This is a genomic window from Spirosoma aerophilum, from assembly GCF_054782495.1.
This window is the reverse complement of the sequence record NZ_BAAGSJ010000013.1, coordinates 262,868-289,419: the sequence shown is the minus strand read 5'-3', so window position 1 is coordinate 289,419 and position 26,552 is coordinate 262,868. Positions and strand designations below refer to the sequence as shown.

Here is a 26,552-nt window from a genome sequence, read left to right as displayed (position 1 = left end):
AGAACCCTATGCAACCTGACATTAACGGAACGGATTCCGCTACATTACCACACCGTTTGTTCAACCAAACAGCACCATCCTCAAATTTACGGGTAAGCGTAATTGTTCCGGTACGCAATGAGGCAGCACACTTAACGGATACACTTGACGCCCTCCGGCAACAGCTTTCCAGCACCGGATTGCCCCTGGACAAAAGCCTGTATGAAGTATTGTTGTTAGCGAATAACTGTACCGATTATTCCTACGAAGTTGCCATACAGTATCAGCAGCAATTTCCTGACTTCTCCCTGCACGTTGCCCAGATTCACCTCCCACCGGCAAAAGCTAACATCGGCACCGTCAGGCGGCTGCTTATGGATGAAGCTTACCGACGGTTAACCGGGGTTGGCCGACAGGACGGTATTATTGCCTCCACTGATGGCGATACCATGGTGGACAGGCAATGGATTTTTAACATCATGCTTGAGATCGCCAATGGCAACGATGCCGTGGGTGGGCGCATTTTAACCCACCCGGACAAAAGTAATGTCCGCCTGTATCATCTGCGCGATGTTATGTACCGTACGCTGGTAGCCAAAGCCGAAGCGCTGTATGACCCCTACCCTCACGACCCATGGCCGCGTCATTTCCAGCATTTTGGGGCGAGTATTGCCGTTACCTGCCGAATGTATGATGAAGTAGGGCGAATGCCGGAAAAGCCATTTCTGGAAGATGAAGCCTTTTACCGGGCCCTGATGCGCATGGATGCCCGGGTTCGCAAAAGTCCGCTTGTCAAGGTTTTCACCTCTGCTCGCACCCAGGGTCGTGTGGCGGTGGGTTTTTCCGAGCAGTTGCGGTACTGGTCGACCATGACAAAATCAAATAAATGTCAACTGGCGCAGCCTGCCGAAGCGGTTATCATCCAGCTCCGCAACAAACAGCAACTGCGCCTATGCTGGCAGCAGCGACTGCAGGGCGTTACCACCGAATTGCTGCAAACAATTGCCAATCAATTATTCATTGACCCCAACTGGCTCGCGGCTGAAATCCGTCAGAGCCGCTTCTTTGGCCTTCTTTGGGAAAAAGTCGAAGAAAAAATGGCGACGGGTCCCTGGGCAAATGCCTGGCAACCCGTTCCCATTACCGAAGCCATTCACGATCTGCGCAACCAGTTGAGTATTGAACCACTATTGCTTCTGAAATAGGTCCAGCCGGTACTTATCCGTTCGCTGGCCCAGCAGGTGCCGGAGGGGTTTCTCCTCTCCCGCCAATTCCATAAATTGTTCGTGGACCTGGTCGCCTGTGAGCGGATAGTCGTGAACAAAGGGGGTCCAATGCACAAGTAACAAGTGTCCATCGGTTTCCAGATGGTCAAGCATTAGCTGGCGGGCTCGGTTCAGATCGTCCTGCACCAGATAATACCCCACTTCCGACATCAGGATCAGATCGAACAGATCATCAGGAAACTGGTTGGGGATGCTCATTTGATGAACCGTCACGTGTGGGTACGGCGTCAGCCGTTTGCGGGCGGCTTCAAGGGGTAGTTCACTGGCGTCAACAGCCAGTAACTGATCGCATCGTTGAGCCATCATCTCGCTCAAGACCCCAATGGAGCAACCAATTTCAAACGCGTTGGCATATTTCCCGTTGGGCAGTGCAGCCATTGTAGCAGCATATTTATCGCGTTCATACGGACTTGTTTCAAACGACCACGGATCGTCGTTGGCGCGATATACATCGTCAAAGTAAGTAACAGGCAGGCTTGCGTCAGGCATTGTCGGGGTTGTTTGTCAGTTCTTCCAGAAACAATTCACGCGGATTATCAAAGTGCATCAGCAGTTCCGGCGATAAATAAAAAGCCGTTGGGTCGTCGTCAATCATACGGCTCACCTGCGACCGATGAGCCGCAACGGCCTGATTTCGTTGCTCAATAACCGATTCGATCGGCACGCGCCAAACCGTCATTTCGTTCTGCCGGGGCATATCTTCTTCCTTGCCAAGCTCCCAAAGCCAGATCAAATATTCCAGAAGTCTGGGGGCATGGGGCAACTTCGCCATAGCCGCATTTACTAATTGCCAGGACGCCCGATGGTCCCGGTGCGGGTCCCGTCGCCAGGGCACCAGTACCGTTTGGGGTTGCAGGTTCGTAAGCAGCGTATGGATAAAATCTACAGCTTTATCAAAATCAGGGCTATCCGCAGTAGCTACCTGCGTATCTTTCTGTCGCATGAACACAGCCTGTTCGGCGGGCACCTGCAAGCGTTGCAGGGCGTCCAGCGCTTCGGACTCCCGCACAGCCCGCAATCGATCAGCGGGGTACGTTGGCGAGTTCGGGTGCGACATGGTTCCGTCACTCACAAACAGCACATGCACGGAATAGCCCCGTTGCCGCAGCAGCACGATAGTGCCCCCACAACCCAGCGATTCATCGTCAGGATGGGGTGCCACCACCAGTACGTTTCCAATCTGATCAAGATCGGCCGGGCGGGCTAATTCTTCCAATGCCCGGGCTTTAGTAGTTCCAGAGCTCATGGGCACTTTTTTTGGTTTCGAGAACATACCGGCCAGTATCCAGGATGGTAGCATCCGGGGCGGGTTGTCGTAAATAGAATGTCAAATCCCGGTGAATTCGCTCGAACGGCAGCGGTCGCATTAGACCACGGGCACCCACAGACCGTTCGGCCAGTGGCATGATCCGCAGGCAAATCTCTTCGATTGCCGTTCTGGTCATGTTTGCATAGGCAACGATCTTTTCGGCTTCGTTCCCACTCGATAGCCAGGCATCCGTTTTGGCACCGGCCGTACTGATCCACTGATTTCCGGATTCGATCAGGCAGGCCATTTCGGCCAGGCGCGTCCGTTGGAAAGAATCGTCCATACGGCCCATGGATGCGAGGAAATTCCGGGTTGCCTCAAAGAGTGCTTCGGCTCCTCCTAACTGTACCGCAGCAAATCGTATGGCTCCCCCGCTGAAATAAGGCTGACGGTAATAGTCATCGGGTTGACCCAACAAATCCTGTTCGTCAAGCTCAACGCCGGTGAAATCGAGCTTATAACTGATGGACGCCCGCATACCAAGCGGTTGCCAGAAACTATCGTCCTGCGGAATAGGCCTGACACGCTCGGTGGGAATGATGCACATCTGCCACCCCTGTTTTGGGGCGCCCAGCAACTGGCCCGTCACCAAGGGCCGCTCGATAAATCCCGATCCGGAACAAAACGTCTTCGACCCTTCGAGTTGGTAACGGCCATTACCGATCGAGTGAATTTTTACCCCATCAACTGCCTGTGTGTTCCAGACGCTGAACAAACGGGCCTGTTGCGTCACATCGGCATACCATCCTTTCTTCTGCTCCTTCGTTGCGTAAATGTCGATCAGGTTCAGAGCATTGATGTGCCCTTCATACACCCGCCCCACGGCCAGATTTGCCGCTCCAACCCGTTTCAGCCAACTTAAAAGCGGCCCGGTTTTGGGCAATTGGTAATCGAGTTGCCTGCCGGGCAGGGTTATTTCCAGGAAACCGGCATCCGCCAGCCAGCCAAATGCTTTTTCAGGAAACGATTTATCATCGTCTGTCTGGGCGGCAACATCGGCAATCTGCTTTAGCAACGTGTTTATTTGATCCGTATCAACAGCCAGCGACAACCTGGTCGAAGACGCCATGGTGGGTGAAGAAAAAGACGTGTCCATCTCTAATTAAGCTATAGTTTTACAGAATTGTTTAGCTATTTATTCCCTGACATGGGGATTGGTGCCTGCGTTATTTTGGCCATCTGATTGTCAGGTCGGCTTTTATTCGAATAAACTTAGAAGTGCACTACGAACCAGACCCTTTTTTCCGTACCTTTGCGGGAAATTTGTCTGGCACTCATGGCTTCGTTTAATCCCGTCAAGATTTTTTCTGGTAGTCAATCCACGTATCTGGCAGAAAAAATTGCCCATTATTACGGTAAAGACCTGGGCGGTTACACCTGTCGGCGGTTCAGCGATGGCGAAATGTCTCCCAGCTTTGAGGAATCCGTTCGGGGCTGTGATGTGTTTCTGATTCAGTCGACCCCTCCTCCGGGCGATAATCTGATGGAATTACTGCTTATGGTGGATGCAGCCCGACGTGCTTCAGCTCACTACGTTACGGTGGTTATTCCTTATTTCGGCTATGCCCGTCAGGATCGGAAGGATAAACCGCGCGTGTCCATTGCCGCTAAATTGGTAGCGAATATGCTGGCGGCTTCGGGTGTTGACCGGTTGATGACCATCGACCTGCACGCCGGACAGATTCAGGGCTTTTTCGACTTTCCGGTCGACCATCTGGAAGGAACATCGGTTTTCGTACCGTATATCCGGAGCCTGAACCTGGAAAATCTGGTCGTTGCCTCGCCGGACGTGGGGGGTGCCAATCGCGCCCGAACCTTTGCGAAACATTTCAACGCCGACATTGTCCTGTGTGATAAACACCGTAAACGGGCCAACGAAATTGCTTCGATGCAAGTGATTGGCGATGTGGAAGGCGCCAACGTTGTGCTGGTCGATGACCTGATCGACACAGGCGGCACAATGGCAAAAGCGGCTCAGATCATCATGGATAAAGGCGCTTTGTCGGTTCGGGCCGTATGTACGCACCCGATCATGTCGGGCAAAGCTCATGAGAATATCGCCAATTCGGTACTGGATGAATTGGTTGTTGCCGATACGTTGCCGATGCAGCAACTGAACGACAAAATAAGAGTGCTGTCCGTGGCGGAGTTATTTGCTAAAGCCATTGGCCGCATTCGTGATCATGAATCTATTAGTTCACTTTTTATAAAATACTGAAAAGCGAACGAATGAGTGAAAGAGCGGAATTAAGCCTCTATATTTTTCACACTTTCGCTAATTCGCTCTTTCACTCTTTACATTTTAAAATTAAAACCATGAAAAAACTCGAGATTGTAGGGTATCAACGAGCGAATCTCGGCCGCACGGAATCACAGGCGATTCGGGCCGAGGGCAATGTTCCATGCGTGTTATATGGTGGAGAAGAGCAGGTGCATTTCTATGCGCCAGCGATCCTGTTCCGCGATTTAATTTATACGCCCAATATTTTTGAAGTCCTCCTGAACATTGAAGGTGCCGAGTATCGGGCCATCCTTCAGGAATCACAATTCCACCCTGTTAGCGATGTTCTTTTACACGCTGACTTCCTGTTAATCACGGACAAAAAGCCCGTTAAAATCGCTGTTCCCGTACGTTTGGTCGGTACAGCCCCAGGTGTACAGAAAGGTGGTAAATTAGTAACCCGCGTTCGGAAACTGCGTGTGAAAGGTGCTATCGAAAACATCCCCGACTTTATTGACGTGGACGTATCGGGTCTGGACCTTGGCAAATCTGTTCGTGTCGGTCAAATTGTCGTTAACAACCTCGAGATGCTTGAAGAAGCCTCGAACCCGGTTGCCAGCATCGAAATCCCACGTGCACTGCGCGGAACGGTAGGCAAATAAGGTTACCGTTTTTACAACTAATAGATTTAATGCAAACGCCCCGCCAGATTTCTGGCGGGGCGTTCCTGTATAAATACAGTTGATTTATACCTTATAACTTCATCCCCCGCAATCGAAGGCTGTTGCTCACAACGGAAACAGAGCTGAGCGCCATGGCCGCTCCGGCGATCATTGGACTCAGCAAAAAGCCGAAAGCTGGAAACAAAAGTCCGGCGGCAATGGGTATGCCGATCAGGTTATAGATAAATGCCCAGAACAGATTCTGCCGAACAACACGCACGGTTTGTCTTGACAAATTCAGCGCCCTCGGTACACTGGTCAAATCGGAGGTGATGAGCGTCATTCGGGCCACGTCCATGGCGATGTCAGACCCTTTGCCCATGGCAATGCTGACATCGGCCTGGGCTAGTGCCTGTGAGTCATTGATGCCATCGCCCACCATGGCCACAACTTTACCCGCGGTCTGCAATTGTTTGACAAACTCGGCTTTGTCGGCAGGCATTACATCAGCTTTATACTGGTCGATACCCACCTGCGTAGCCACCGCTGCTGCGGTTTGCCGGTTATCGCCCGTGAGCATATGCACCTCAATACCCTGCTCGCGTAGGGTTGCAATAGCCGCTTTAGATGTCGCCTTGACCGGGTCGGTAATGGCCAGCACAGCAAGCACCTGTCCGGCTGCGTCAGCTGCGAGATGACCGGTTTCCGCCTGTCCTCCTGCTATTTGCCGGGCGAAGTAAATAACTGTTTTGGCCTGACTTCGCCATGCTTCAGCCTGGTTGGCCAGTACGTCGGGAAGCACGATATTGTTATCGCCCACCAGCCGCTGGTTACCCGCCAGGTAAATGTGGCCCTGAAACTCAGCTCTGACGCCCTGTCCGGTTACGCTCTCGAAGGCGTGCAGGTTAATGGGGGTGCTGTCTGATAAAAAAGCCGTCACGGCATCGGCCAGCGGGTGTTCGGATGATTTTTCCAGCGCATACAGGATCGACTTTAACGAGGCCTGTTCTGCAAGTCCGGTCACCCATTGTATATCCGTCACAACGGGTTTACCTTCGGTAATTGTGCCGGTTTTGTCGAGCACAACGGCATTGACGGTATGGGCAATTTCCAGACTTTCGGCATCTTTGATCAGGATGTTGTTTTCGGCACCTTTCCCCACGCCTACCATAATGGCGGTCGGTGTTGCCAGGCCCAGTGCACAGGGGCAGGCAATGACCAGCACCGTGAGGGACGTGAGCAGAGCCGTGGTAAATGGGTCGCTGTCCGGGGCTAGGTAATGCCCGAAAGCCAGCCAGACAACAAACGTCAGAATGGCTATGCCCAGAACAACGGGCACAAAAATTCCGGCAATGCGATCGACCACCCGCTGCACCGGTGCCTTGCTTCCCTGAGCATCCTGCACCATACGAATGATTTGTGCCAGCAACGTATTGGCCCCAACTTTTTCGGCGGTAAACTGAAAACTTCCTCTCTGATTGATAGTCCCGGCAAAGACAGCATCCCCCGCTTGTTTGGCGACGGCTACAGGCTCACCGCTGATCATGCTCTCATCGACATACGACTGCCCGGAGGCAACACGACCATCGACCGGAACTTTCTCACCGGGTCGTACCAGCAGCACATTACCCACCTGAACGGCGGCAATCGGTATATCACGTTCGGAATCCCCCTCAACCAGCCGAACCGTTTTAGGCTGCAGGCCCATCAGTTTTTTGATGGCCGACGAGGTGTTCAGCTTGGCCCGTTCTTCGAGAAGCTTACCCAGTGAGATAAAGGCAATGACCACGGCAGCTGCTTCAAAGTAAACGTGCGGATGCAAGCCCGATGCGGATTCGTCCCGCCTATGCCAGAACTCCGGATAAAGCGTGTTAAAGGCACTGAACAAGAACGCTATGCCGGTGCTCAGTGCCACCAGCGTATCCATGTTGGCTTTACCATGCCGGGCCTGTTTCCAGGCATTGACGAAGAAGGAGCGCCCCAGACCAAAAACGACCGGTGCTGCCAACGCCATCATAATATAGTTTCCATAGGGCAGCTCCATGAAGAACATGCCGATCATCACAATGGGCACCGACAATACCAACGCCCAAATGGTACGCTGCTTCAGTTGCTGTGTCTTCTGCTGCTGCGCTTCTTCCTGCACCTGTCGTGGATCAGGCCCCGATTCTTCGGTCTCGATCACGATGTCGTAGCCCATTTCGCGGACGGCCTCCTGCAAAGCTGCCGGACTAACAACAGTGGGGTTAAACTGTACCCAGGCCGATTGATTGGCATAGTTGACACCCGCATCGCTAACGCCCGGCGTGTGTTTCAATATCGACTCGACACTGACGGCACAAGCGGCACAGCTCATCTCCAGAACCGGGTAGGTTTGCCGAATTTCGGATGCAGCACCGCTTCTTCCGGTTTTCCTGTCTGACGCAGCAGTTATAGCACGCATGATCGTTTAGTTTAGCAATTCGGCCTTGTAGCCTGCTTTTTCGACGGCCTGCCTGACCTGATCTACAGAAGCGTTTTCCACTGTCAGTACTTTTTTAGGGTCTTTAATATCCACCTGCCAGTTTCCTTCGCCCACGGCGTCGTTTAGGAACGGCGTGACGGTGGCAATGCAGTTACCGCATTTTATATTGGTTTTAAGCTTTACTGTTTCCATGATTCTGATGTCTTTAGTAGTATAACACAAAGTTGATGCAGAAGCATCCATTCCGGCTTATAGAATTACTGGTGAGCCGTACAGAATTACAGCTGAAACGAAAAAGCAGCACCGCAGGCAACAGGATATCCTGTTGCCTGCGGTGCTGCTTTTTCGTTTAAAGCGATGGCCCGGACCCATCCCCATAACCACCCGATGCCAACAGACCGGCCGGTACCGACAATTCACCGGTATGTGGATCGATCAGGCCATTCTGTTCATCTTCGATATTCGTTGCCTGGGTGTACACATCCCCGGCAATCGGACGTTTCCGCATTTCGTCTTTGAACAGCTTGATTCGTTCGGCCCGATCTTCGGCTCCCTGCGGACCGCCGTAATTAGCGAAGCCGAAACCGCCCCACTCACTCACAATCAGCGGCACCTGTTTTCGATAAAAGAACGGATCGCCAACGACCAGTGGGAAAGCGGCTACCGTATCCAGATCACCCGCCACCAGCCGGTCGAGGAGAGAACGCCAATGTCCGGGATCAGGTGTGTATAGATGGGCCGTCAGCAGATCTGATTTCAGACGTCCTTCAAACGAAATATGCTGCCAGCCATCGTTATCGACCACCAGAAACTGCGGGTAGGCCAGCTGCATAAAATGGTACATATTGGTAATATATTCTCGGGTTCCGGGATTGGTAGCAATATCCTGTGCACCCCAGTCTTCATTATACAGGCTCCAGATCACCACTGAGGGATGCGACCCAATGAGGGCCAGCATACGCAGTAATTCGGCCTGGTGATTATGCCGGCTTCGCGATGTGGAGCTGTGCGGACTGGGCACCTCAACCCAAAGCAACAGCCCCAGCCGATCGGCCAGATTGTAGATACGCGGGTCAATGCCGGCAATGTGTACCCGAACCAGATTACAACCCAGTTCTTTCATCGCCTTCATATGCCGTTTCATCTCGTCGTAGGTGGCCGTGCCGGGTTGATACAAAATACCGTCGAGGTAGATAGGCTTGTTATTCAGGTAAACCAGTCGGCCGCGGGCTTCAATTTTCCGCAGACCGAATTGTGTTTCGATCTGTGCCACATAACCGTCGCGGTCGATGAGTTGCGCCACGAGCCGGTAGCGGATCGGCGTTTCCGGCGACCAGAGTTCTGTATTAGGTGCTTCGAGTGAAACGCGCTGCTGTTTCTGACCCGCTTCAAGGCGAAGCGGGAAGTCAGACGTGGCAATCGGGAGATCGGACTCCGCAGCTTTTCGCTCAAAAACCTGAAGCCGTAGCGTATAATCGCCGGGGTCGTGGATTCGGGTCGTTATGGTGAAGCGTAATAAATGGTCTTCAATAGTACTGACAACACCTACTCTGGAGCGCAAGCGGTTTCGCTCCACCGTTTCCAGCCATACCGAACGGACGGCACCCGTGTACGTTTGGTACCAGATACCCCCCCGCTTGTACACGTGCGACTCCTGCTTGCCCCGTGGCGTTTCGGCATCCATAGTATCGGCAATCCGAACGGTCAGCCGGTTAGTGGGCCGCAGTTGTTCGTCGGCGAGTTCGTATGAAAACGAGGTATATTCACCATAGTGAACGGCTTCTCCTTCGATAGTATTGAGCGGATGTCCATTGAGCCATACCCGGGTTTCGTAGCCACAGGCCCCGAATGTCAGTTGAATGATCGACTTGGCGGTGGGGTCCGTTCGCTCGGGCATGTCGAACTCCCGCTCATACCAGGCAATTACTTTGTCCTGCCAGAGAGCCGGGCTGACTTGCCCTTTGGCCTGGGCCATATGGGCTTCAATGGAACCGGGCCACTCCGCCGTATCTTCATACGGGTAACCCAGGAACCACCGGTCGCGCAGACCGGCATCATTGGAGTCAACGGCAAAATGCCATTCGCCATCCAGCAGCCAGTGCGTATTCGGGCGCAGAACAGCTCTGGGGAGCGGGTTGATCGGTTCTTCTACTAAAGCAGGTTCTTCTTTACTGCCGGCAAAACCAAAATTTGATTGGATTTCGGACATAACGTTTGAGAAAATTAAGAGCTGTAACTATGTTAGGTAACTACTAAACGCATCAAACGGAAGAATGATCTAAAAATTTACACTTCCACATATTTGCCGACTAAAACCGGACCTTTCTAAACTTAATAGCCTCTATTGTTTATTTAACGCACTTTTAACCGGGGCTTAAGCCCAATTTAAGTTCATGCCAGCACATTTGTGGGCAACAAAGTCTGCGCCGTAAACGGTATGAATAAATTCATCAAAAGCATTTTATCCTTCTCGCTGAAGAATAAATTTTTCATTTTTTTTCTGACTGGACTGTCCGTCGTAGCCGGTATCATCAGTTACCAGAATACGCCGATCGAAGCATTCCCCGACGTTACCAACACCCAGATTACGCTTATCACGCAGTGGCCGGGTCGTTCGGCGGAGGAAGTGGAGAAGTTCGTGACCATCCCCATCGAAATCGGCTTGAACTCCGTTCAAAAACGGACAGATATCCGCTCGACTTCGCTGTTTGGTCTTTCTGTAGTCAAGGTTCTGTTCGACGATGGCGTCGATGACACATTTGCCCGCCAGCAGGTCAACAACCTGCTGAACGGGGTCGAACTACCCGAAGGTATTAAGCCTGATGTACAACCCCCTTATGGCCCCACCGGCGAAATTTTTCGCTATACCCTCCAGTCGCCCACCCGCACGGCCCGCGAACTCAAAACTATTCAGGATTGGGTCATCGACCGCCAGTTGAAAAGTGTGGCCGGGGTGGCTGACGTGGTTAGCTTTGGAGGAGAGGTAAAAACCTATGAAATTTCGGTAGATCCCCGCCGATTAATCGATTACAACATTACCCCGCTGCAACTGTACCAGGCAGTAGCCAACGCCAACGTGAACGTAGGTGGTGATGTCATTGAAAAAAATTCGGAAGCTTATGTGGTCCGGGGCATTGGCCTCCTCAAAAACCAGCAGGACATTCAGAATATTATCATCAAGAATATCAAAGGAACACCCATAACGGTTCATAACGTAGCCCAGGTATCCGAGTCGGCCCTACCCCGACTGGGTCAGGCCGGCCGCGATAAGCAGGACGATGAGGTGGAGTGTATTGTCGTTATGCGCAAGGGCGAAAACCCAAGCGAAGTAATTGAACGGGTAAAAGCCAAAATTAACGAGCTGAATACCAGCATTCTGCCCAGCGACGTTAAGATCAACACCTTCTACAACCGCGAGACGCTCATCAATTTCTCAACCCATACGGTTACGCATAACCTGATCGAAGGCATTATCTTCGTAACGGTCATTGTGTTCCTGTTCATGGCCGACTGGCGCACTACCCTAACGGTGTCCATTGTAATTCCGCTGGCACTGTTGTTCGCCTTTATCTGCCTGCGGCTTAAGGGAATGTCGGCCAACCTGCTGTCGATGGGTGCTATCGACTTTGGAATCATCGTGGACGGGGCCGTAGTGATGGTGGAAGGCATTTTCGTCACCCTCGACGAACTGGCTCACCAGCAGGGCATGGCAAAGTTCAACCGCCTGTCTAAACTGGGCCTGATCAGACGGACGGGTACCGAGATGGGTAAGGCCATTTTCTTCTCAAAAGCCATCATTATTACCTGTCTGATCCCTATCTTTTCCTTTCAGAAAGTAGAGGGCAAAATGTTCTCCCCCCTGGCCTGGACCCTTGGCTTTGCCTTGCTGGGTGCGCTGATTTTCACTCTGACGCTGGTACCGGTTCTGTCCAGCATATTGCTCAGAAAGAACGTTCGCGAGAAGCATAATCCATTCGTCAATGTTGTGACAAATCTCTCAACAAGGGTGTTCAATTTCACCTATGCGCATAAAAAAATCAGTATTCTATTAACGGGGTTATTGGTAGTGGTTGGCTTGTCGGGCTTTTCATTGCTGGGCACTGAATTTCTGCCGGAGCTGAATGAAGGTTCCATTTATGTTCGGGCTACTATGCCGATGAGTATTTCGCTGCCCGAATCGGTAAAACAGACCGTTCAGATGCGCCATATTTTTGACCAGTTTCCGGAAGTTAAAGGGGTTATTTCGCAAACCGGCCGACCCAATGACGGCACCGATCCAACAGGCTTTTATAACATTGAGTTTCTGGTTGATATCTACCCGCAGGACGAATGGAAAAGCGGGCTGAGCAAGGAAGAATTAATCGAAAACATGCAGAAAAAACTGAGCATTTTTCCTGGTGTGAATTTTGGTTTTTCGCAACCCATAATGGACAATGTGGAAGAAGCTGTATCAGGCGTAAAAGGGTCCATTGCCGTTAAAATATACGGACCCGATCAGACGATTCTGGAAGCAAAAGCGAATGAGATTCGCAACCAACTGGCTACCGTTCAGGGCATCGAAGACCTCGGTGTGATTCGGACCACGGGTCAGCCGGAAATGCGTATTGAGCTGGACGAGCAGAAACTAGCGCTGTATGGCGTCAACAAGTCAGATGCCGAAGCCGTCATAGAAATGGCCATCGGTGGTAAAGCAGCCACACAGATCTACGAAGGTGAGCGAAAATTTGACCTCCGCATTCGTTACGATCGGCCGTTCCGTTCCAGTGAACTTCAGATCAGTCAGTTGATGGTGCCCACCGAAAATGGTACTATGATCCCGATCAAAGAGATTGCCAAAGTATATACCCAAACGGGTCCGGTTCTTATATTCCGGGAGGCAGGTCAACGGTATGGGGCCGTTAAGTTCTCCGTCCGTGGACGCGATATGGGTAGCGCCGTGGCCGAAGCGCAGCAAAAAGTGCTGGCGAAAGTAAAACTTCCAACGGGCTACACGGCTAAATGGGCCGGCGATTTCGAGAATCAGCAACGTGCCACCGCCCGACTGGCGCAGGTGGTTCCGATCAGTTTGCTGGCCATTTTCTTTATTCTTTTCGTCCTGTTCGGCAATGTGAAAGACGCTGGTCTGGTGTTGTTCAATGTTCCCTTTGCCATCATTGGTGGCATTGCCGCCCTGCTCATCACCCATGTAAATTTCAGTATTTCGGCTGGTATCGGGTTCATTGCCCTATTTGGCATTTGTATTCAGAATGGCGTTATTCTCATCTCTGTTTTCAAGAAGAACTTACGCAACAACATACCCTTGAACAACGCGATACGCGATGGCGTGATTTCCCGTATTCGACCTGTTGTGATGACCGCTATGATGGCGGGGATCGGCCTCATTCCGGCAGCCGTATCGCATGGGATAGGCTCCGAAACAGCCAAACCACTAGCCATTGTCGTAATTGGTGGCCTTATTACCGCCACTTTGTTAACACTATTTATATTTCCGCTTATTTTTTATGTGTTTTATCGACACAAATTCAGCGATAATTAACGGGCAGAGGAATCATTTGTGCTACGTTAAATAATTTTAATTGACATTTTACGTTTTTCTAGAAAGATGTTGCAACATTTGCAGTGTCTTACACACAAAAAGAGGTCACTTTGCTGTGTGTATAAAAGAAATTGCTTACTTTTAGCATAACAATCCTTTACAAAGGGAAGGTTGAACATCAAGATTTGGCGGCCGCCCGGTCGTCAGTCTTGAAATGGTGTGGATAGAAGCGGAAAGCCGCCCCGATGTTCGGAGCGGCTTTTTTGTTAGTCTACCAGCCTGCTCCCACTTAATTTAACCTGAATAATGGGTTGGCTCGATCAAAATTTAGCTCATACATATAGCTAATAGATCTTTTTTTTAACCACAGAGGGACAAAGAGGACAGCGGTTGATTAGGGTACTTTCTTCCCCATCAACTTCTGTCCTCTTTGTCCCTCTGTGGTTAAAAAATATTGCATTAAGCGTACATAACGGACCCGTTTTAACCTAGATACAGCCATCATTCACGTTAATTTAACAGCCTTTTAATTTTAATTTCAAGCCCTTTTAAGGTGACCATCCGAGTTTTATGGCCTCAACCCGGAAGACATTTGCCAATTTCATTTTTGGCACTTTGCGCTAGGCTGTGTGTCTATTTTTTTAATAATTATTTGTTCTGCCGTTTTTAAATCAGCCAATAGCTATGTATGTTGCCGATATGAAGATTCTGGTAGTGGAAGACGAGCCTAAGTTGGCTTCTTTCGTCAAAAAGGGGCTGGAGGAGCAATCCTGCGAAGTAGATGTTGCCTATGATGGGCAGGTGGGTCGAAATATGGCTCTCAATAACCTCTACGACGTGATTGTGCTGGATATTAATCTACCAAAAATGAACGGCTTCGATGTCGTCCAGTCGATTCGACAGGAAAAAAATCGAACCCCCGTTTTGATGCTGACAGCCATGGGCTCGGTCGATGATAAATTGACGGGCTTTGAAGCCGGAGCGGATGATTATTTAGTAAAACCATTCGAGTTTCGGGAACTGATGGCTCGTTTGCGGGCACTCACCAAACGAAGCAGTGATGCAGGCATGCAGTCGAATGTACTGAAAGTCGCCGACCTCGAATTAGACCTTAATGAAAAGATTGCCCGGAGGGGCGACAAGCGGATCGAGTTGACAGCCAAGGAATTTGGCTTGCTTGATTACTTGATGCGCAACCGGGGCCGGGTCGTTTCCCGGGTAGACATTGCCGAAAAAGTCTGGGATATCCACTTTGATACCGGCACCAATGTGATCGATGTCTACGTCAATTTTCTTCGCAAAAAGATTGACAAGGATTTTCCAACAAAACTTATCCATACCGTCATTGGCATGGGCTATATGTTGAAGGAAGACTAATATATTAGTAATAGGAGTCAGAAGCGAGGAGGTAGGAGTTGCTGACGCAGTTGTTTTTATGTGCTGCGTCAGCAACTCCTGCCTCCTCGCTTCTGACTTCTAGCTCCTGATAGACAATGAATATCCGTACTCGCCTGACCTTGCTGTTCGTATTGCTCGTTGCCTCGATCGTACTCCTCTTTACGGTTTCGGTCTACTACTTATACGATCAGTTTCGGGAACAGGAGTTTCAGCAGCGTCTCCAGGAAAAAGCTTTTACCACAATTCGGCTTCGGGAGGATGTTGGCGAAGTACCGCAGGCCGACTTGCCCGTTATCACTGACGAACAGGTTACGGTCTATAACAAATCGGGCCTAGTTTTATTTAATCAGGGTAATCAACGGCCCCGGTTTCCGGTAACGCCGGATTTTCTAAAAAAAATTACCCTTCGCCAATCTCAATATATCCGAATTGGTGATCTGGAAGCAGTTGGCGTCCTGCATCTTAATGCAAGGGGCGAACCGCTAATTATTGTTGCTTCCGGAAATGACCGGTACGGTTTAACAAAATTAGATCGCCTGCGCGAAATCCTGTTTTCAGGCTGGTTACTCAGCCTGGTCATTGTGGGTATTGCCGGTTATCTGTTTGCGACTGACGCCCTGCGACCGGTGGCGGAGTTAATCACACAGGTCAACGCAATTTCGGCCAATAACATACACGAGCGATTGCGCGTGGGTCGCCAGCGCGACGAGCTCGCCGATCTGGCTCGTACCTTCAATAATCTCCTGATTCGACTCGAAGAGGCTTTTGTTCTCCAGAAAAGTTTCGTTTCCCATGCCTCCCATGAACTCCGCACACCGCTAACGGTCATGATGGGGCAGATTGAAGTGACACGGTTGCAGGCACGTTCGACGGAGGAATACGAAGTTGCATTCGACGCCTTGCTCGATGAAGTGAAAAGTATGATTCGGCTGGTCAATGGGCTACTCGAACTGGCACGAGCCAGTTCGGATGTGGTTACGCTGAACTATCAGCCAGTCCGCATTGATGAGTTATTATGGCAGGCCCAAAGCCAGATCGTCAGCAAAAAGCCCAATTATCAGATCGACATTGATTTTGATAATCTTCCAGCTCAGGAAGAGGATCTGGTCATCATCGGGGAAGAATCACTTCTGCAAACGGCGTTTCAAAATCTGATGGAGAATGGCTGTAAATATTCACCGGACGGCCGGATGTCGGTACGCATTCTATTCACATCCGGAAAGATAAAACTGACGTTCAGCGATCACGGTTACGGCATTCCGGAAAGTGATTTGGCGCATATTTTCGAGCCTTTCTACCGGTCGGAATCGACAATGACAATTAATGGGCACGGCATTGGGTTGGCGCTGACCCGACGGATCATTGAATTACACAAAGGTCGTATCATGGTTGAATCGGGCGTTGGAGAAGGCACCATTTTCCGTATTTCTCTCCCTAAACTAAACAAAACACCATCGGGCGACACGCATAAGTCCGGCGATAGCATCACGTCAGAATAGATTGCTCAAAGCCTGTTTTTCGAGTTGGCTATACCCTCTACTTAGTTCAGCAGGCCTTTCACATCCAGTACTTTCACGTTACTTTGTTCAGCTTTCTTCAGCGTTTCGGGGCTGTAAATCGATAGCCGTACATTTTCCTGCATGTCGGCACGCTTCTGTATGTGTTGTTCCAGGTACCGATCAAGGTGTTTGCCTTCCAGTCCGTAGCTGAAAAATAATGAAACCCGTTCGCCCTGTTGCTCACGAAACAGGAAATCCGGCAACCGGTTCTCCAGTCCGACGTGCAGGGGCAGGTTGTTGAGAACTTTCATTCGGCGGGCATTACCGCTGTGAAGCGTCCGCATGTTCCAGACGACAATATCACCCGCACGGGTATCGGCAAAAACATCGGCCCCATCGGCGGCCCGATGCGTCCCTTCTTTAAAGCGGATGCCCCCACTATAGGTGTCGTGGTCCTGCAAATAAATACCGAAGCGAATGAGTGGGTAACTACCCTCCCAATCGGCTCCCTGTCCAAACTGGTACCGGTCAATATTATCGCGGTGAAACCCCCGCGTTCCGGTTCCGATCTGGTAAGTACTGTCAGAAAAATAAACGGGTGCGTCGCCTAACAATTCGGAGGCAACCGATACGATGCGGGTGTCGTAGATGACCCACCCCAAACCGTCCTTACTCAGCAGGTCGCCCTTAACGGAGGCTGCCTGCTTGACCTGAGCCACCAGCCCCTGCGCTTTTTGCCGGTCCCGGTGCTCATAGGCCGACTTCCGTAAGGCAGTTACTTCTTCGGGGGTAAAAACATTGCGGACAATGAGGTAGCCCTGTTGTTCAAATTGCTCCCGACGTGTCATCATCTAGTGTAAGTTATATACCCTGTGTTCCGTATCCATGCCTGCGTTCTGGCTGGGGTAACACAAGTACAAATTAACGAATAGTTTATTCCTTTATGAACTCAACAGTTGTCACGCGGGCCATGTCATCCCAAAACGACGGGTATGATTTAGCCACAACACCGGGTTCATCAATAATAATTTCCTGCTGCATGGCTACGGGGGCAAACGCCATGGCCATCCGATGATCATCGTAGGTGTCAATGACTGCCGGAGACGCTGGTGCGTTGTCAAGCCGATGCACTTCGTAGAGGTGATTAGACTCTATTTCTACTAATTCAGCTCCGATTTTCTGCAACTCGGCCTGGAGGGCAGCCACCCGATCAGTCTCTTTGATCTTCAGACTTTCGATACCGGTAAGTCGTAGAATAACGCCTTTCATGGCTGCACAAACCGCTACCGTCTGCGCCAGGTCAGGGCAGTCGGTGAAATCCCATGCCAGCGATTCACTGACCGGACATTTTGTTAGCCGAACGCCCGAATCGGTGAATGTACTCTCTACTCCTAACGCCTGCATGATGGACACGATCGCACTGTCGCCCTGTAGAGATTTCACCTTAAGCCCAAGCAAATTTATTTCGGCCGTTTCATCCTTCGCCAAAGCGGCTACACTATACCAATAGCTCGCCCCGGACCAGTCAGATTCAATCGCGTAAGGTTTTGGTGTGTAAGGCTGCGGGGCCACCGTAATCGTCTTCGTTTCCCAGTTTGCCTGCACATCGGCACCAAAATACCGCATCTGTTCCAGCGTCATTTCTATATACGGACGCGAACCAACCGCTCCTGTCAGTTGCAGGGTCAACCCGGCAGGCAACAAGGGGGCGATCATGACGAGTGCTGAAATATACTGGCTGCTGACATCTCCACGAATACTAACGGTTGGCGTTGATTCCGCAACGGCCGAAAAACCGTTGATCTGCAAGGGTGGATACCCTTCATTTTTCAGGTAGGTAATGTCAGCACCCAATACCCGCAACGCATCCACCAGAATACCAATTGGGCGTTCGCACATGCGGGGCGTACCGGTCATTACTTTTTTCTGTCCGGTAATGCTGAAGTAGGCGGTTAGAAAACGCATGGTCGTACCCGCATCCAGGACATCGGCCGTTGGATCATCAGACTTCAACAACCTGATCATGGTCTGGGTGTCCCGGGCGGTTGACAGGTTTTGCAGATCGCAGCGAAAGCCCGTAAGTGCATCAATAATTAAAGCACGATTACTTTCACTTTTCGACGAGGCCAATGGAATGGTAGCCTGAACAATTCCTGGACCCTCCAGTCCGGACTGTGTAAGCGTGGCGGGGGGAGTTAAACGAACGGCGTTCAAAAGAAAAACAGGTTGGTACTGACTTGAAATAGTTCGCAAAAAAACGAAAAATCGGCTACATTCCGGTCATCATTTGATTGACCTGGTAGAATTCCGTCCTGACCCAAATGTCATATAATCTTATAAATGCCCACGTTTTTACCGGAACTGACTGGTTACCCGGCAGTTCGGTCTACATCACAAACGGACATATTGCCCGAATCAGCCCCACTTCGACCGATGACTTTACCGATGAGAACGTTCAGATAATCGATTTCAACGGCGACTATCTTGTACCGGGCTTCATTGATTTACAACTATATGGTGGCTCTAACCTGTTTCTGAACGACCAGCCCACTCCCGAAACGGTTCGGCATATTTACCGGTCGCATGCCAAAAACGGCACCACAACCTTACTGCCCACCATACATTCAACTTCGCTCGCCATTATGCGGACGTCGATGGCAGCAGTGCAGGTGGTAAGGTCAGAGAATCCGTTGGGCGTACCGGGTATTCACATCGAAGGTCCCTATTTTAATCCGGTTAAACGGGGGGCGCACAGCACGGCCTATGTTCGAACGCCTGCCGAAGGCGAGTTGGAAGCCCTGTTCAGCACCAATGCCGACGTCATCCGCATCCTAACGCTGGCTCCCGAAATACTAACCGACGATCAGTTAGCGACGATACAGAGACTAAAACATGCCAATACATTGCTTTCTCTGGGCCACAGTAACGCCACGTATACGCAGGCCACGAAAGCCTTCAATGAGGGCATTCCGCTGGCAACGCATTTATATAATGCCATGCGAGGATACGAAAGTCGGGAACCGGGTGTGGTAGGCGCCGTATTTGATCACCCAACGGTGCGAGCCAGTATCATTGCCGACAGTTATCACTGCAACACTACAGCCATCCGAATTGCCTACCGACTGCTGGGGGAACGGTTATTTCTTATCTCCGATGCCCTATTCGCCAATCCGCCCCGTTCTACCTTTGAACTTGAGCAATTCATCGTTCATTTTGAAGCCGACCCGAATGGGCCGGGTCGCTATGTAAATAATGAAGGAAATCTGGCTGGCTCCGCAATTACGCTGGTGGATTGTGTCAAAATTGCCGTTGAACAGGCAGGAATTCCCTTGACCAGTGCCTTACGGATGGCCTCTGCGGTGCCAGCAGAAATCATTGGCATGGATCATCAGATCGGAAAAATCCAGCCGAACTATGTAGCAAACGTGGTTCGGCTGGACGCGTCTCTGCGGGTAAAGAGCGTATGGACATCGGGCGAGTTGTTTGCCTGATACTTACTGTTCAAACCAACTTTGTAAAGCAGTCCTAAAAAAGGAGTGGCTTCAGACTTATCTGAGGCCACTCCTTTTTTAGGTATATGTCTAGAAAACCTGCTTTGATTGACTCAAGGGATCAATCCAACTCTCACAAGTCATGAATGATTTATGAAACCTTACCCTATGCCCCACTACTCTTTAAGATATGCTGATACGAATATATTCTGTTAAGTGCCTATTTTATAGCATTTTACCAGACGTACGTAAGCTAAAAAATGCATATATGTTTGTTCATAATGCCTAAATCAAGTGATAACCACAGGCTTTTACGATCGAAGAATCACCTGGTTATGTCACGTTTTTGAAGAAAATTTTCAGAAAAATATTTTGAAAACAACTATATCTTTCACTTATCTAATATTACCGTATTATATTCTACTTTTCTATTTGACTTCATTATTATAATTGGCATATTTGACAAAGTACAACAAAACATACTCTCAGTTCGTGCGCACGGATAGTTAGTAGAGAGTCGCCTATTCAGGAAGCTTGTGATCAGCCTGTCTATCACCATTGGCCTGATCACAACGAAGTTCTACGTATTCATTTCTCGTTTGCTGAAGCCGAAAAAATCGGCTTGTGGAAGTCTTTTGCCCAGTCTTTTTAATGCACAGTGCAACATCCAACGTCAAATCACTTAAATAAGAATGTCGTAATACGCTAACAACTAATCAGTTAAACTGTATTCAAGCACTAAACATGAAAGAAAAACTACGTAAGTATCACATCATCCCCGCACTCGTTGCCATGTTTATTACGGCAGCCTTATGCCCCATGACGGCTTTGGCTCAGAGTAAGCGTATAACCGGAAAAGTAGCCGCTACGGTTAACTCCGAAATAATTCAGGGAGTCAACGTTTTGGTTAAGGGAAATAGCCGCCGGGGAGCCGTCACAGATGCAGAAGGGAAGTTTTCGCTGGAAGCAACCCCCAATGATGTACTGGTTTTCAGTTTCATTGGCTTTAAGTCGAAAGAGGTGAAAGTAGGCTCGGAAACCAACTTCAATATTTTACTGGATGAGGATGCCACTCAACTAACGGAATTGATCGTAACCGGCTCCCGCAATACGGGTCGTACTATTCTGGAAACACCCGTTCCAGTCGATGTTATTTCGATCAAAGACATTATGGGAGAGCTTCCACAAATCGATCTGGCACAGATGCTGGCCTTTGTGGCCCCCAGCTTCAACGCCGTCCGGTCGCAGGGCGGGGACTTAAACTCGCACGTTGACCCGGTTCAGCTTCGGAACATGGCTCCCAACCAAATACTTGTTTTGGTAAACGGCAAGCGACGCCACACGTCGGCCCTGCTCATCACCGAAACGGCAGTAGGAAGCCCATCAACCACCGTTGATTTAATGACAATTCCGGTAGCAGCCATTGATCGGGTTGAAATTTTACGTGATGGTGCTGCTGCCCAGTATGGCTCCGATGCCGTAGCCGGTGTGGTCAACATCATCCTGAAAAAAGGTACCAACAAATTGACGGCAAACCTGACGGGTGGCGGCTACGCCAACACGGGCGGTCAGGCGGGCGCGCTCACAAAATCGGGCAAACCCGATGGCTTCAATTACCAGTTCGATGCCAACTATGGCTTCAAAATTGGCGATAAAGGCTATTTCAACCTGTCGGGTCAGATCACACAGCGTCGCCCCACCCTTCGTCCATTCGTAAACGATTGGGGTTTTTATGACAAAACCTATCTGAACAACCTCAGAACGGACAAGAACGGTAACCCTGTCATCACCAATCCTGAATTGATCACCGCACAGGCATCCGGTAATGCGGCCCAGATCGCATCTGTTACCACGGAAGCCGGTTTAATGAGTGCCCGGGGCTTAACCAAAGCCGATTTCGCGGTATATGCCGGTATGCCGGCCATTACTCTGGGAAGCACATTTTATAATGCAGGTTATGAGATAAACGCCAATACCAGCGTCTATAGTTTTGGGGGCGCTTCTTATAAATATCTGGAAGGGTTCTCCTGCTACTTCCGTCGCCCTGCTCAAACGGACCGATTCAATTACCTCCTATATCCAAATGGTTTCAGACCTCAGATGACGTCTAACACCTCCGACATCTCAAATACAGTAGGTCTGAAGAGCAAAATCGGGGAATTTAGTGTTGACTTCAGCAACACCTTTGGCAAAAACACCATGCGCCTGGGAATGATCAATACCATGAATGCCTCCCTGGGTTCCAATACCCCGGTGAATATGAATCTGGGTACGCACGAGTTCAGCCAGAACTCTACCAACCTCGACATGTCACGCTATTTTAAAGGGGTAATGAATGGACTGAACATCGCCTTCGGGGCTGAAATGCGCGTTGAGAATTACAAGATCATGAAAGGGCAGGAAGAAAGTTATACATACGGTTCGGCCGGTGTCCTCACTGTCGTTAAAGATGGTTTGCTGGTTGGTCCGGATGGCAAACCCCTGGAAAATGGCAGCAGCCAACCGATTGTTGACGCCAATGGCAATCCAGTGGCCGTTACGGCCGGGCAGCAGGTTACCGTTAAATCGCTGTCGTCGAACTGCCAGTGCTTTGCTGGTTTCGGTCCCAAAAATGAGCGCAACGAATTCAGAACGACTATGGCTGCCTATGTAGACGCAGAACTGGAAGTTTCCCGGAAATTCATGGTCGCCGGTGCTTTCCGGTTAGAGAACTACTCTGATTTTGGTGGCGTGACGATCGGTAAACTGGCCGCCCGTTATTCGATAACGAAAAACCTGTCTCTGCGCGGGTCGATTGCCACGGGCTTCCGGGCTCCCTCTCTTCAGGAGTTGAACTACACCCACACGGCTACGGCTTTCGTACCGGACAGAAATGGCATTCCGCAGCCCCTGGATGTTACGACCTACCCAACGAACAGTACAGCGGCCCGGGTTTTGGGTATCAAAGGGCTGAAACAGGAGCAATCCCGTACCTATGGTCTGGGACTTACCTACCAGCCAGCACCAGGGTTTGAAGTAACGTTGGATGCCTACCAGATCGACGTAGACAACCGTATCTTCAGAACCAGCTATTTCAACGCGTCAGAAGTTGGCAATAACTATGGCGAAGTAATCGGTGAGGGCGAAGCTCAGTTCTTCGTGAATGGTGCGGATGTACGCTCTAAAGGTCTTGAAGCCGTTGGTAATTACACGCTCAACTTACAAAAAGGCAAAAGTATTACATTTAGCCTTGCCACTATTCTCAGCAAGAATACGGTGCTCAACCGTAAAGTTCTTCCTCTGAATGTCGCTAATCTTACCCCTGAGCAAATTGTTGGCAAATACCTCAGTCGGGACCTTGTCGGCCAGTTCGAAACCGGAACGCCCCGCACAAAGCTGATCGGTTCGGTTACGTATCGGGTGAACAAATTCAACACAATGCTGAGAGGCACTTACTTTGGGTCGGTCACTGAGCGGTCTGTTTCGGCTGACAACGACGGCAATTATTACGATCAGACCTTCTCGGGTCAGGCCGTTTTTGACCTGAGCTTCGGCTACGATCTGAGCCGTAACGTGAAAGTGTCGATTGGGGGTAGCAACATCTTTGATAAATACCCACAAATTCTTCGTCCGGAGAATCAGGGCTTTTACCTCTACTCCAACAATCAGCAAGGATCCAATGGGGCTTACTACTACGGCCGTTTGATGTTCAACTTCTAATTGTCACTCCAGCTATGAATCTATTTTTCAATAAAAGAAGCGTTGTTCCTGCCATTGGCCTGTTTCTGTCCATGCTTATCTTCCTGAGCGCTTGTGAGCAGAATAAATATGAGCCCAACACAAGCGCGGCCCCCGGTGGCGGCACGGTAACGACCTACAAGTCCTATACGTTAACATCGGCTAGCGGTGCCACAGTGTATGGACGGGTGGTGTTTTACAAGTACAATACGACCACTACACTGGTCGAGATTGGTCTCTACAATACGGTGGCAGGAACGTCCTATACCTCATCTATCTATGAAGGAAAAGCGACGGATGCTACCGTGAAGGCGCTGAAACCGCTCGATGCGATCAGTGGTGCCACTGGTGAGTTCACCACCAGTAAATTCTTCATTATCAACGAAGCCGGTTTTTACGATAAGTTAACCAGCTACAATGCGAACGTGAAAGTGATGTCGGGCACAAGCCTAATGGCCAGTGGTAATATCGGCGCAAATGCCACCCCCGTAGCGCAGGGGAATTGATATACTGAAAATTGACGGGCTCCGGCTGGTTGAAACGTATCTGGATCATGTAATCCGTATGTTTCGACCAACCGGAGCCTTTTTGTGTGGTTTCACTTATATACTCCGTCGAAATGACTACCCATATACGCACCCCGCTTAATGGGTTTGGTGATGGGCAACAATGTGTTGAATCGGTTGATGCGAACCCCATCGAACGCATAGGTCTTATACTTGTTGGCGCTGCTGCATACAGTATACAGTAATGTCCAGCTTATTGTCCTGATCGGCCGTGTGTAGCGGATAGTTGTCCCAGGCAAAAGACCAGACTGAGCCTGGCGATGCAGTAAATTATTTCACTCATAGCTTCATGTAGATTGTTAATTCATCATGACCCACTCGTTCCCGACTGTGTATGTGACCCCGTACAGTGGGTGCTTTCACTCCTGTTGCGAGCATTGACGGACTTCGAAAAACCCGCATTTCGTCCCACAGCCCCGCTTCAATAAATGAGTGTAGCAGGCTCGCCCCCCCTTCCACTAATACGGACTGAATCCTACGTTCATACAAATCCTGCAAGAGTGGAGTAAGCATAGACACGTAATCTGGCGAAGCTGCACTACCATTTAAACGGGTATACTGTACATTAAGCCGTTCCAGAACAGGTCCATTAGTTGCCTCGTCAACCTGGTGATAAATAATCGTCGGCTGTGAACCATCGAACAGGTGTAGTTCATCAGACAGGGTCAAGTTTCTGTCCAAAACGATACGCGTTGGATTTTTTCCGGGCCACAACCGGGTATTCAGCCGGGGATTATCGATACGGGCGGTGTTGGTGCCCACCATAATAGCATCTTCTTCACTTCGCCAGCGGTGTACCAGCCGATGGGCCGGATCGCCACTTATTTTTACCGGTTTGCTCTGCTCACCGGCTATAAAACCGTCTGTTGTTTCAGCCCACTTGAGGAGAACATAGGGCCGTTTTTGTTCAAAGAATGTAAAGAAACGGGCATTCAAGGCCCTCCCCTGCTCTGCCAGAAGGCCTGTTTCGACGGCAATGCCAGCCGCCTTTAATTTAGCAAACCCCTGTCCGGCTACTAGTGGATTGGGGTCATCATTACAGCATACGACCCGCTTTACCTTGTTGGCAATCAGCAAATCGGCGCAGGGTGGCGTCTTACCCCAGTGCGAACAGGGTTCCAGCGTAACATAAACGGTTGCCTCAGCCAGTAAATGGGTATCTTCGGCTCGTACGGACCGGACAGCGTTCACTTCGGCATGCCACTCGCCATATCGTTCATGCCACCCTTCGCCAATGATGCGCGGGCTCCCACCCATCGGTTCATGGGTAATGACACAGCCAACCATGGGATTGGGGCTGACATGGCCCCTACCCAGTGAGGCCAGTTCGAGGGCGCGCTGCATGAAGCTTTCTGCGGTCATGATTGGTATACTATTTGTGATTTTAGTCTCTTCAACAGCAAGTCACATCTGCTTACGGTTGATGATATTTGGTTAATCTGGCCCAGGTGGATAATCGAACCGCCTAAACTTTCCTATTTTTGGCAAAATTACTTGTCCCGACTCAAATGGCTACTGCCAAACCCCTATACGAACGACTCAGTAAAAACATCACGGCTTATCCGCCCGAAGAAGCTCGCGAAATGGCGTTTATGCTGCTCGACCATTATTTTGGTTTCCGCAAAACGGATGTGCTGACGGATAAACCGCTTCCTCCTAACCGAACGGAACCCGACTGGTTTAAGATACTTGAACGCCTTAACCGTCAGGAACCGATTCAACACGTTATTGGCACGACGATTTTTTGCGGTTTAGAGTTCGAGGTTTCACCCGATGTACTGATTCCGCGCCCCGAAACGGAAGATCTGGTTCGGCTCATCATGCACGATTTTGCTGACCGCCTTGACGATGTCCCCATTCTGGACATCGGTACGGGCAGCGGCTGTATCGCCATTACGATGGCTCGCTTCCTGCCCCAGTCGGTTGTGACGGGCTGGGATGTGTCCGAGAAAGCGCTGGCCCTGGCACGCCATAACGCCGAGAATCTTCATGCTGATGTGGAATTTGCCATTCAGGACATTCTGAATGTTCCCGCCGATTTCAGTAAGCGGTTCGACTGTGTCGTTAGTAACCCGCCTTATGTTACGCGTTCAGAAGCGGCCGATATGGACCGCAATGTGCTGGATTACGAACCCGATCTGGCGCTGTTCGTTGATGATAACGACCCGCTTGTTTTTTATAAAGCTGTTGCTGATTTCTGCGTCCGGCACCTGACAAAAGATGGAGCCTGTTATGTAGAAATCAACGAACGATTTGGCGAAGCCACCCGGCAGGTATTTGCCGAACGAGGGTTCACCAAAATACAGATGTTCAAAGACATTCACGGCAAAGACCGAAGTATTCGGATAACGTTTTAAAAGAGTCAGTAAGCAGCTTCGCTTAAGTCAGTAAGTCGGTAAGTGGCTGACGCGCGAGCAAAACTCA

The 26,552-nt window shown here is 50.3% G+C and carries 20 protein-coding genes; 10 read left to right on the top strand and 10 right to left on the bottom strand.

The window, feature by feature from the left end; genetic code table 11:
- The first annotated feature begins 8 nt into the window (after positions 1-8).
- Complete coding sequence (locus ACYVK4_RS12695; protein ID WP_461127886.1) at positions 9-1,184, top strand: glycosyltransferase family 2 protein; 1,176 nt, start codon at positions 9-11, stop codon at positions 1,182-1,184.
- Here the strand turns inward: ACYVK4_RS12695 and ACYVK4_RS12690 are convergent.
- From ACYVK4_RS12690 to ACYVK4_RS12680, 3 genes are read right to left on the bottom strand one after another with little or no spacing between them, the layout of a single operon-like run.
- A complete protein-coding gene (locus ACYVK4_RS12690) occupies positions 1,167-1,754 on the bottom strand; it encodes a class I SAM-dependent DNA methyltransferase (RefSeq protein ID WP_461127885.1) in 588 nt (195 codons plus the stop codon). The two genes, ACYVK4_RS12695 and ACYVK4_RS12690, sit on opposite strands and share 18 nt — an antisense overlap.
- On the bottom strand, positions 1,747-2,511 hold the full coding sequence (locus ACYVK4_RS12685) for a PIG-L deacetylase family protein (protein ID WP_461127884.1): 765 nt from the start codon (positions 2,509-2,511) through the stop codon (positions 1,747-1,749). The genes ACYVK4_RS12690 and ACYVK4_RS12685 overlap by 8 nt, the downstream gene beginning before the upstream one ends.
- The gene (locus tag ACYVK4_RS12680; protein WP_461127883.1) at positions 2,492-3,670 is read right to left on the bottom strand and encodes an acyl-CoA dehydrogenase family protein; all 1,179 of its coding nucleotides are present in this window, start codon (positions 3,668-3,670) and stop codon (positions 2,492-2,494) included. Before ACYVK4_RS12680 ends, ACYVK4_RS12685 begins: the two co-directional genes overlap by 20 nt.
- 180 nt (positions 3,671-3,850) lie before the next feature.
- Here ACYVK4_RS12680 and ACYVK4_RS12675 point away from each other — a divergent pair, with 180 nt between their 5' ends.
- On the top strand, positions 3,851-4,792 hold the full coding sequence (locus ACYVK4_RS12675) for a ribose-phosphate pyrophosphokinase (RefSeq protein ID WP_461127882.1): 942 nt from the start codon (positions 3,851-3,853) through the stop codon (positions 4,790-4,792).
- 98 nt (positions 4,793-4,890) lie between these two features.
- Positions 4,891-5,457, top strand: a complete 567-nt coding sequence (locus ACYVK4_RS12670; protein ID WP_461127881.1) for a 50S ribosomal protein L25/general stress protein Ctc — start codon at positions 4,891-4,893, stop codon at positions 5,455-5,457.
- A gap of 91 nt (positions 5,458-5,548) precedes the next feature.
- Here ACYVK4_RS12670 and ACYVK4_RS12665 read toward each other — a convergent pair whose 3' ends face one another.
- The 3 genes from ACYVK4_RS12665 to ACYVK4_RS12655 all read right to left on the bottom strand — a co-directional run bounded on the left by ACYVK4_RS12665 (position 5,549) and on the right by ACYVK4_RS12655 (position 10,130).
- Positions 5,549-7,900, bottom strand: a complete 2,352-nt coding sequence (locus ACYVK4_RS12665; protein ID WP_461127880.1) for a heavy metal translocating P-type ATPase — start codon at positions 7,898-7,900, stop codon at positions 5,549-5,551.
- 6 nt (positions 7,901-7,906) lie between these two features.
- Entirely contained in the window at positions 7,907-8,113 is a 207-nt protein-coding gene (locus ACYVK4_RS12660) for a heavy-metal-associated domain-containing protein (RefSeq protein ID WP_461127879.1), read from the bottom strand.
- 157 nt (positions 8,114-8,270) lie between these two features.
- Entirely contained in the window at positions 8,271-10,130 is a 1,860-nt protein-coding gene (locus tag ACYVK4_RS12655; protein WP_461127878.1) for a glycoside hydrolase family 2 protein, read from the bottom strand.
- A 228-nt stretch (positions 10,131-10,358) separates the two neighbouring features.
- Between ACYVK4_RS12655 and ACYVK4_RS12650 the strand changes: the two genes are divergently transcribed.
- The 3 genes from ACYVK4_RS12650 to ACYVK4_RS12640 all read left to right on the top strand — a co-directional run bounded on the left by ACYVK4_RS12650 (position 10,359) and on the right by ACYVK4_RS12640 (position 16,354).
- Entirely contained in the window at positions 10,359-13,457 is a 3,099-nt protein-coding gene (locus ACYVK4_RS12650) for an efflux RND transporter permease subunit (RefSeq protein ID WP_461127877.1), read from the top strand.
- Between the two features lie 699 nt (positions 13,458-14,156).
- Positions 14,157-14,834 (top strand): response regulator, encoded by a 678-nt coding sequence (locus ACYVK4_RS12645; protein ID WP_461129594.1) that lies wholly within the window; start codon positions 14,157-14,159, stop codon positions 14,832-14,834.
- A gap of 116 nt (positions 14,835-14,950) precedes the next feature.
- Positions 14,951-16,354 (top strand): sensor histidine kinase, encoded by a 1,404-nt coding sequence (locus ACYVK4_RS12640; RefSeq protein WP_461127876.1) that lies wholly within the window; start codon positions 14,951-14,953, stop codon positions 16,352-16,354.
- A 41-nt stretch (positions 16,355-16,395) separates the two neighbouring features.
- On the opposite strand, the gene ACYVK4_RS12635 is transcribed toward ACYVK4_RS12640, so the two are convergent.
- Together ACYVK4_RS12635 and ACYVK4_RS12630 are read right to left on the bottom strand one after the other, a co-directional pair.
- Positions 16,396-17,205: a phytanoyl-CoA dioxygenase family protein gene (locus tag ACYVK4_RS12635; RefSeq protein ID WP_461127875.1), complete on the bottom strand. Its 810-nt coding sequence runs from the start codon at positions 17,203-17,205 to the stop codon at positions 16,396-16,398.
- Between the two features lie 82 nt (positions 17,206-17,287).
- On the bottom strand, positions 17,288-18,568 hold the full coding sequence (locus ACYVK4_RS12630; protein ID WP_461127874.1) for a 3-phosphoshikimate 1-carboxyvinyltransferase: 1,281 nt from the start codon (positions 18,566-18,568) through the stop codon (positions 17,288-17,290).
- A 107-nt stretch (positions 18,569-18,675) separates the two neighbouring features.
- Here ACYVK4_RS12630 and nagA point away from each other — a divergent pair, with 107 nt between their 5' ends.
- From nagA to ACYVK4_RS12615, 3 genes are all read left to right on the top strand, one after another.
- A complete protein-coding gene (nagA, locus tag ACYVK4_RS12625) occupies positions 18,676-19,845 on the top strand; it encodes an N-acetylglucosamine-6-phosphate deacetylase (RefSeq protein WP_461127873.1) in 1,170 nt (389 codons plus the stop codon).
- Positions 19,846-20,589: 744 nt separating this feature from the next.
- Positions 20,590-23,544 (top strand): TonB-dependent receptor, encoded by a 2,955-nt coding sequence (locus tag ACYVK4_RS12620; protein ID WP_461127872.1) that lies wholly within the window; start codon positions 20,590-20,592, stop codon positions 23,542-23,544.
- A gap of 14 nt (positions 23,545-23,558) precedes the next feature.
- Entirely contained in the window at positions 23,559-24,068 is a 510-nt protein-coding gene (locus ACYVK4_RS12615; protein WP_461127871.1) for a hypothetical protein, read from the top strand.
- Between the two features lie 92 nt (positions 24,069-24,160).
- Here ACYVK4_RS12615 and ACYVK4_RS12610 read toward each other — a convergent pair whose 3' ends face one another.
- Entirely contained in the window at positions 24,161-24,367 is a 207-nt protein-coding gene (locus ACYVK4_RS12610) for a hypothetical protein (RefSeq protein WP_461127870.1), read from the bottom strand.
- Positions 24,368-24,407: 40 nt separating this feature from the next.
- Positions 24,408-25,490 carry a bifunctional diaminohydroxyphosphoribosylaminopyrimidine deaminase/5-amino-6-(5-phosphoribosylamino)uracil reductase RibD gene (gene ribD, locus ACYVK4_RS12605; RefSeq protein ID WP_461127869.1) on the bottom strand — a complete coding sequence of 361 codons (1,083 nt, stop codon included), beginning with the start codon at positions 25,488-25,490 and terminating at the stop codon, positions 24,408-24,410.
- A gap of 146 nt (positions 25,491-25,636) precedes the next feature.
- On the opposite strand from ribD, the gene prmC reads away from it, so the two are divergent.
- Positions 25,637-26,485 (top strand): peptide chain release factor N(5)-glutamine methyltransferase, encoded by an 849-nt coding sequence (gene prmC / locus ACYVK4_RS12600; protein ID WP_461129593.1) that lies wholly within the window; start codon positions 25,637-25,639, stop codon positions 26,483-26,485.
- The last annotated feature ends 67 nt before the right edge of the window (positions 26,486-26,552 follow it).

Coding starts and splice junctions, on each gene's coding strand:
- ACYVK4_RS12695 (WP_461127886.1), top strand. CDS start 9: ATGCAACCTGACATTAACGGAACGGATTCCGCTACATTACCACACCGT.
- ACYVK4_RS12690 (WP_461127885.1), bottom strand. CDS start 1,754: ATGCCTGACGCAAGCCTGCCTGTTACTTACTTTGACGATGTATATCGC.
- ACYVK4_RS12685 (WP_461127884.1), bottom strand. CDS start 2,511: ATGAGCTCTGGAACTACTAAAGCCCGGGCATTGGAAGAATTAGCCCGC.
- ACYVK4_RS12680 (WP_461127883.1), bottom strand. CDS start 3,670: ATGGACACGTCTTTTTCTTCACCCACCATGGCGTCTTCGACCAGGTTG.
- ACYVK4_RS12675 (WP_461127882.1), top strand. CDS start 3,851: ATGGCTTCGTTTAATCCCGTCAAGATTTTTTCTGGTAGTCAATCCACG.
- ACYVK4_RS12670 (WP_461127881.1), top strand. CDS start 4,891: ATGAAAAAACTCGAGATTGTAGGGTATCAACGAGCGAATCTCGGCCGC.
- ACYVK4_RS12665 (WP_461127880.1), bottom strand. CDS start 7,900: ATGCGTGCTATAACTGCTGCGTCAGACAGGAAAACCGGAAGAAGCGGT.
- ACYVK4_RS12660 (WP_461127879.1), bottom strand. CDS start 8,113: ATGGAAACAGTAAAGCTTAAAACCAATATAAAATGCGGTAACTGCATT.
- ACYVK4_RS12655 (WP_461127878.1), bottom strand. CDS start 10,130: ATGTCCGAAATCCAATCAAATTTTGGTTTTGCCGGCAGTAAAGAAGAA.
- ACYVK4_RS12650 (WP_461127877.1), top strand. CDS start 10,359: ATGAATAAATTCATCAAAAGCATTTTATCCTTCTCGCTGAAGAATAAA.
- ACYVK4_RS12645 (WP_461129594.1), top strand. CDS start 14,157: ATGAAGATTCTGGTAGTGGAAGACGAGCCTAAGTTGGCTTCTTTCGTC.
- ACYVK4_RS12640 (WP_461127876.1), top strand. CDS start 14,951: ATGAATATCCGTACTCGCCTGACCTTGCTGTTCGTATTGCTCGTTGCC.
- ACYVK4_RS12635 (WP_461127875.1), bottom strand. CDS start 17,205: ATGATGACACGTCGGGAGCAATTTGAACAACAGGGCTACCTCATTGTC.
- nagA (WP_461127873.1), top strand. CDS start 18,676: ATGTCATATAATCTTATAAATGCCCACGTTTTTACCGGAACTGACTGG.
- ACYVK4_RS12620 (WP_461127872.1), top strand. CDS start 20,590: ATGAAAGAAAAACTACGTAAGTATCACATCATCCCCGCACTCGTTGCC.
- ACYVK4_RS12615 (WP_461127871.1), top strand. CDS start 23,559: ATGAATCTATTTTTCAATAAAAGAAGCGTTGTTCCTGCCATTGGCCTG.
- ribD (WP_461127869.1), bottom strand. CDS start 25,490: ATGACCGCAGAAAGCTTCATGCAGCGCGCCCTCGAACTGGCCTCACTG.
- prmC (WP_461129593.1), top strand. CDS start 25,637: ATGGCTACTGCCAAACCCCTATACGAACGACTCAGTAAAAACATCACG.